General features: G+C 56.5%; 3 protein-coding genes. All 3 read right to left on the bottom strand.

Annotation, left to right across the window (positions count from 1 at the left end):
• Window positions 1–924, bottom strand: a 924-nt coding sequence (locus E1297_RS04850; protein ID WP_155134620.1) for a polymorphic toxin type 4 domain-containing protein, incomplete at its 3' end; no start/stop codon positions are given.
• Window positions 921–2,282, bottom strand: a complete 1,362-nt coding sequence (locus E1297_RS04845) for a hypothetical protein (RefSeq protein WP_155134616.1) — start codon at window positions 2,280–2,282, stop codon at window positions 921–923. The genes E1297_RS04850 and E1297_RS04845, both read right to left, overlap by 4 nt.
• A 6-nt stretch (window positions 2,283–2,288) precedes the next feature.
• The gene (locus E1297_RS04840) at window positions 2,289–5,669 is read right to left on the bottom strand and encodes a hypothetical protein (RefSeq protein WP_155134613.1); all 3,381 of its coding nucleotides are present in this window, start codon (window positions 5,667–5,669) and stop codon (window positions 2,289–2,291) included.
• Window positions 5,670–5,862 lie beyond the last annotated feature (193 nt).

The following is a 5,862-nucleotide window of genomic DNA, read 5'->3' as shown; positions in this document are numbered from 1 at the left end:
CCATGGCGGTGGGATTTCAAAGACCAATTTGTGCAAGGGCTCAAAAACACCGGGTTTGTGCGGACTTTCGATCATCAATTCATAGGTGACTTCCTTCAAAAGAAACTCGCCGTCACCTGCCCGCACCTTTTGCCCCTTTTGAACGCCGTCCTTGATGGTCTGCGCAGCAATATCTGCCGGGGAATAGCTGGTCGCCTTCGCGCGCAGCACAAGATTTCCCTTCATGGCCCGGGCATGCTCTCCGAGCTTGCGGATATACTCCTCGACATTCTTGTTCTGCCAGAACTGATTGAACTCTGCCGGGCCATACATGATGCCGTCGCGAGCTTCATCACCGAACCCATGTCCCCAAAGATGGCAACGCTCATAGGTCTCCACCTTTCCGTTTCGGGGGTTCTTGCGTTTTAGCGGATGTTTGCCGACCGTCTTTTTGCCCGCCGGTTTCAAAAGCAGCGAATAATCGTTGCCGCTGACCTTCCTGAAATTGGAGGCCCCGCCGGGAAAGGGAAAAATGTAACCACCAAGCTCCACGGTGATCGACCGATCCGGATTGACCACGCCAATCGCTTCCCGAACACCACCGGTTTTCCGGGACCAATAGGTCATTCCATTATAGCGGGTCTGCTTGGCCCCGCTCAGCTGCTTGATGATTTTCGGTACCCGCCGGGAATTGGGCACATAGCCCAGAATTGACGGCCCGGATCCCGGCGTAAAAATGCGGACCGAGACCGTCAGAACACTTTTGAGCTCTGCAACCAGACGCCTCAGATACAAACTTACTTCCTTGGCTGCCCGGCTGCCATCCTGACCGACCGCATCGTCAAGCCCCCGCGTGGCAAGCCTGACAAGATCCGTAAAGGTTTTGACCTTCGGGGCCGGTTTGCGCCGGTTGATGGCGCGGGCCAGTTTGGGCCGGCGGCTCATCCGGCAACCAGCTTTCCGGAGAAACCGGCGGCTTCACTGGCAACTCGGCCGGCGCGCGCAGCCTTGGTGATCTTCAGGGGCGGAAAGAAAATCTCGACGATGTTGTAGACAATGAACCCGGTGTAATAACCGGCAGTCGACGGGCTTTTGGACAATTTGTCCGGCAAGGCTTCTGCCGCCGCATTCAAAACGTCTTTCAATGCCGGATAGATCTCGTCACGCAGCACGTGCCACAGCTTGAGCCAATCAATCCGCGACAGAATCTGCACCATTTCATCAAATGCTTCGGCGACGGTCTGGGCGGCGAGTGCCGGGGAACTTTGCGCGCGCATGGAGGCTTTTGCGAGCGTCATCGCCAACGACACCGTTTCAATCACACCGGCTGCGGCCTGAATGACGCCATCCCAAAGACCGCAAAAGAAGCCAATCACAGTCGACAGGATATCTTTTCCCGACGGCATGTTACGGCGGATGAACCATGTGATTTCGGTAAGTGTGTCCAGCGTCGCATTCCACGCATCCTGTGCCCATTGAATCAACTTGATCGTCTCGGGGATCAGGTCCGCGACACCCCAGTCCCGGATTTCCTCGACAAGCGCCAGCCGGGGAAGACCGCCAATGGCATCAAGGACCCAGGCGGTGGCGTTGTCGAGACGCTGCCCCAGGTCCTCCAAAAGGTCCTGAAAGTCGGGCGTAGACAGATCATTGTCCCACAGCTCGCGCGGCATGGTCCCGTCATTCAGGATTTTTGCAAAGGCATCAACAAGCGGTTGCAGCGCATCGATTGTCCAGATCAGGGCTTCGGAAATACCCTGCTGCACATTGAAAAATTCGAACCAGGAACCTTCAAACGCGCTCTCGATCATGTCCCTGTAGTCGGACCTGGTGACATTCAGCACACGGGCCAGAAGCGGTGCGAGATCGATCGTATCGCTATGATAGCGGCTCATGGAGTAGTCGGACCGGCGCAGGACACGGAACACCTGCCCGGACAGCCAGTCCCGGCTGCCCCGGTCCCGGATTTCAGCCAGAATGATTACGTTCGTGCCCCGGTCAAGCGTCAGCTTTTCGGCCAGATGCAACAGGCTGACGCCACTTGCCGAAAAATAGAGTTCGATCCGGATGACAATACGCGCTTCTCCTCCCTTTGATGCTATCGGACCTGTCAGATCCTTGAGGAAATGGTCGTCTATACTGAAGCCCGGAACCTCGAGGGTGGCAGCCTGCTCGTAAACCACATGAGCAACGGTTGATGTGGTGCCTTTTCCTTCCTGTAATGTGATTTTGCCAACATTGGTTTCCACCCGTGACAGATCCCTCAGGACCTTGTTCAAGGCGCGATCCGGATGGCTCACCATGGCGGATCAGTCCCCGGTGTTCGCGGCAGCTTCGGGTAACACCGGGGCGAGCGTGCTGCTGCCCGTGCCAATGCGGTTTTCCGAGATCTCGCAAGGCAATCCCTCACCGATCATGGCAGCGGCCGAATCCTGAAGGATGGTCAGGTTGGTCGGCAGCTTGGTCTGCCAACGTTCTTCAATGACCCGCTCCTGTGTCCCGGTGATCATCTCGTCCGCGATCGACAGATAAAGGTCGTCTTCACTGTCGAGCACAAACCCTGACCCGAACCACACCTGCCCGGTTTGAAGAAAATAGGAAAAAGAAGCTTCAAATCCCGGACGGATCGGCAACATCACCCGCCCCATTCCGGAGCTGAGGAAAGCCGCAAACAGCCGGTCCCTTGTTGCCTCGTGAGAAATCTTCACAGCCCAGCTGTCCCGCGACGCGTAGAAATAGGGGTAGAAGATGTAGGACATCAAGGGCCAGTTCAGGGCCTGCTCCAGAAACCTCACCAGTTTCGCGTGGCGGTCAAGGGCGACAGAGAACCGCAAGGGATAAAGCTCTCCATCGGGTGCCGGATTGTAGTGATCGCCGGTGATTTCGATATTATGCTGATCGGCGATCATCTCGATACAGATACGCTTGAGTTCCCGCTCCATGACCTGCTGCTTGAAGCGCGGATTGAGATCCAGTGCCCGATCTGCCTCGGCTTCGTGCTCCGCACGCTTTTGATCATAAGCGTCTTTCAAGGCGCGATAGGCCTCCATCAAGCGGCTATAGCTTTGCATTTGCCACCGGTGAAGGGTGTCGTATTTCCGCGAACAGGTAACCGTGACATTGATGACGAATGCGCCAGCGCCAACCGACATCACCCCAACGGGAACGGAGCCTTCGATCTTGTCGAGATCAACCGGCGTGGTGATGTGAGCCTTTTGAAATTCGCCATTTGCAACCGAAATCTGAATGTAGCCGCCGCCGGAAAACACCTCCCCGTCGACCCTAAGAGCATCCTCGGCCTTCGCCCGGACCAGTGCGGATGTGGCTGCATAGCCGTCCGGAACGGCGATATCATTCCAGCTCACCGAACGGTTGGGACTTGCAAGACTGTCCTCTCCGGCGCCAACCATGGACATGCTGTCTGAAAATGCCCGGCTGATGACAATGGTCTCCCGCGGCGGCGGATCGAGTTCGACACCATATGCCTTCGCAAACCGGCGGTAATTTCCGCTTTTGATGCTTTTCGGACTGCGCAGCCCCATGGCCTTCGGTGATTTCGGGCGGCGGGCCTCGAAATCCTCTTCTTGCCGTGTCGCTTCCTGAGCACGGATGAAGTTTTTTGCCGGTTCCGGAATGACAAATTCAACCACACTCATCCGGCCGTAATTGACGAGATAATTGCTCATGATCTTGTCGACCCAACGGTGGACGCAAACAACATGATTTTCGCCGAGCCGGTTGTCGTACCCCTGTTTGACGTAGTCTTCGAACTCATGCTTCACGGAAGACTTCCGGCGTGCAGTCGACTTTTTCATGATCTTGTCTTGCACTTTCTGCGTCACCTGCTTGGCCATTGTGATGGCCTGACTGGTCGACTCTTCCGCAGCACTTTGAATGTTGAAGTTGGTGCTGGTTTCAGTGGTCAAGTCGCCGACACCGGGGAGTTTTACGCTGACACCGGTTCCGAAATCGAATGTCTTGGACAGCTCGGAACTGATCACCGATTCAACCTCGGACTGCATTTCGTGTTTTTCGGTGGTTTCACTATCGGTCTGCCGCTCGCTGGCGAGCTCCTGAGTGACCTCCTGTTCGGTTTCTGTGGCCGACAATGTCCGTGTGCTGCGTTCCTTGAAAGCACGGGCCGGAATGCTCTCGATGCGCGATACGGCGCCGGTGACGTAACAGGCAAGCTCCTGCTCAACCCTCCGGTATTCGATGACCCCGAGGCTCTCGATCCCGTGCAGAGGCGGCGGAGGCTGAAGTCCTTCAACAGTTTCCTCTGTCAGATCGGGAATGGCGAACTGAGGGCTTTGGGCGAAAACACGAAACCGGTCGAGCCTGACCAGTTCGCCATCAGGAAGCGCTGATCTAAGGGCCAGATCCACATCGACAACACTCGATTCAAGCGGGGTTTCATTGAGCTGAAACGTCTGAAAACCATCTTCGTCCGTGTCCAGAGGTTCTCCTGAAATCGTCCGTGTCGTGCCGTCTATGGTCAACGTCCCCTGAACTTCGGCAAGCTTTGGCACCTTGCGGTCATGAAAATAGGTGAGGAACATGTCCGTCCGGTCGAGACCTGCGATACGGCTTCTGTGCGCCTTGACGATCATGGCGCCTGCAGGAATGCGCTCTTCGACCATGAACTCGGTTCCGAACGCCCAGAACGCCACCTGATAGGTGGTTTCTATTTCCCCTTCCGCGTCGTCCTCGGACTGAACAAATTCCGCGTCCAGAGCGGTCTGCATGGTTTGAATGCTCAAGCTCTTTTCCCGCAAGGGCAGCAAAACGGCCGTTGCCGCGGGCGCCGTGATGGTGTCCAGAACAGCGGTCAGCTCTTCCTCCGGACGAAGAGTGACTGCAATCGGTTGCCCGGACGCGTCGACGGTCCTGCTGGTCATGGGCGGGCGGCTGGTGATCACATCCGGTCCGGACGGCGGTGTTCTCCCCGGGTTCGGGGCGGGATCATTTGGCGAGACCGGTTCTGCGGGAGTTGCCCGAAGCTTCGCGACTGCGAATGCGAACTCGCGGCGCACCCATGAGAGCCTGCGCTTTGCCGCACCATTTACAATCCGGTCATGGGCCTGCTCGAGCAGGTCCTGCTGGCGGCCCGACAGCCCCTTCTGAGCCGCAAACCGACCGGGCGCTTCAACTGGTAGCGGCAGGACCACTTGCGCCTTGGCGATGCGGCGCAAGTTGGCCTGATTGTCCTTTTCCGACAGATCGTCCGGCTCAAGTTCTTCAAGTTTGTTCAGGATCTTGTCCGCAATCATGATAGCGCGAACCGTATCGACGGCAGTGCGCTGTTCATCAACCCAAAGATAGTGGGCAAAACTGTCCCAAAGCAGGACCCTGTCGCCAGAAGGAAGCGCGCTTGCGCCAAGATCGTTTGCCACTTGATGAAGATCCGACAGGTCGGTCCGCCGCTTATCCGAAACAACTGCCCGATAAAACGCGAGCAGATTTGCGAAATCCGCCTTGAGAGCCTGCAGCGAAGGGATCCCGGTGACGCCGACGCCGCGCCGCCTGATGGTTTGCAGCAGGCCAACGAAGGTCTCCCGCTCGTGATCCGACCAGTAGCGGGTCTGCTGCCGGTCGCTCTCAATCATGAGGATATGAAATCTGTCCCGCTCTTCCCTTGAAATCGTTGCGGGATTGCGGGTGGTGGTAAAGCCAAACAGGTAGTCACGCATGCTGGCACCTCGTGGCGATTTTTTAAAATTCGAAAAAGCAAATCCGGAAAATCAGCATTATATTGAATTGCATTTCACGGAATCACAATCTGAAATTTAGAAGAAATATCATCTTCTGGGTCGGTTCTGTCGCAAATTCTGATCCGGGCCGAAGTACCGCTATTCTTCAGACGCACTTATCCTGCGAGCGCCA

The sequence above is a fragment of the Roseibium sp. RKSG952 genome (assembly GCF_009711355.1).
This window is presented reverse-complemented; position numbering and strand designations above follow the sequence as displayed.

What these genes read in the sequence shown, in the direction of transcription:
- E1297_RS04845 (WP_155134616.1), bottom strand. Translation starts at nt 2,282, where the DNA reads ATGGTGAGCCATCCGGATCGCGCCTTGAACAAGGTCCTGAGGGATCTG.
- E1297_RS04840 (WP_155134613.1), bottom strand. Translation starts at nt 5,669, where the DNA reads ATGCGTGACTACCTGTTTGGCTTTACCACCACCCGCAATCCCGCAACG.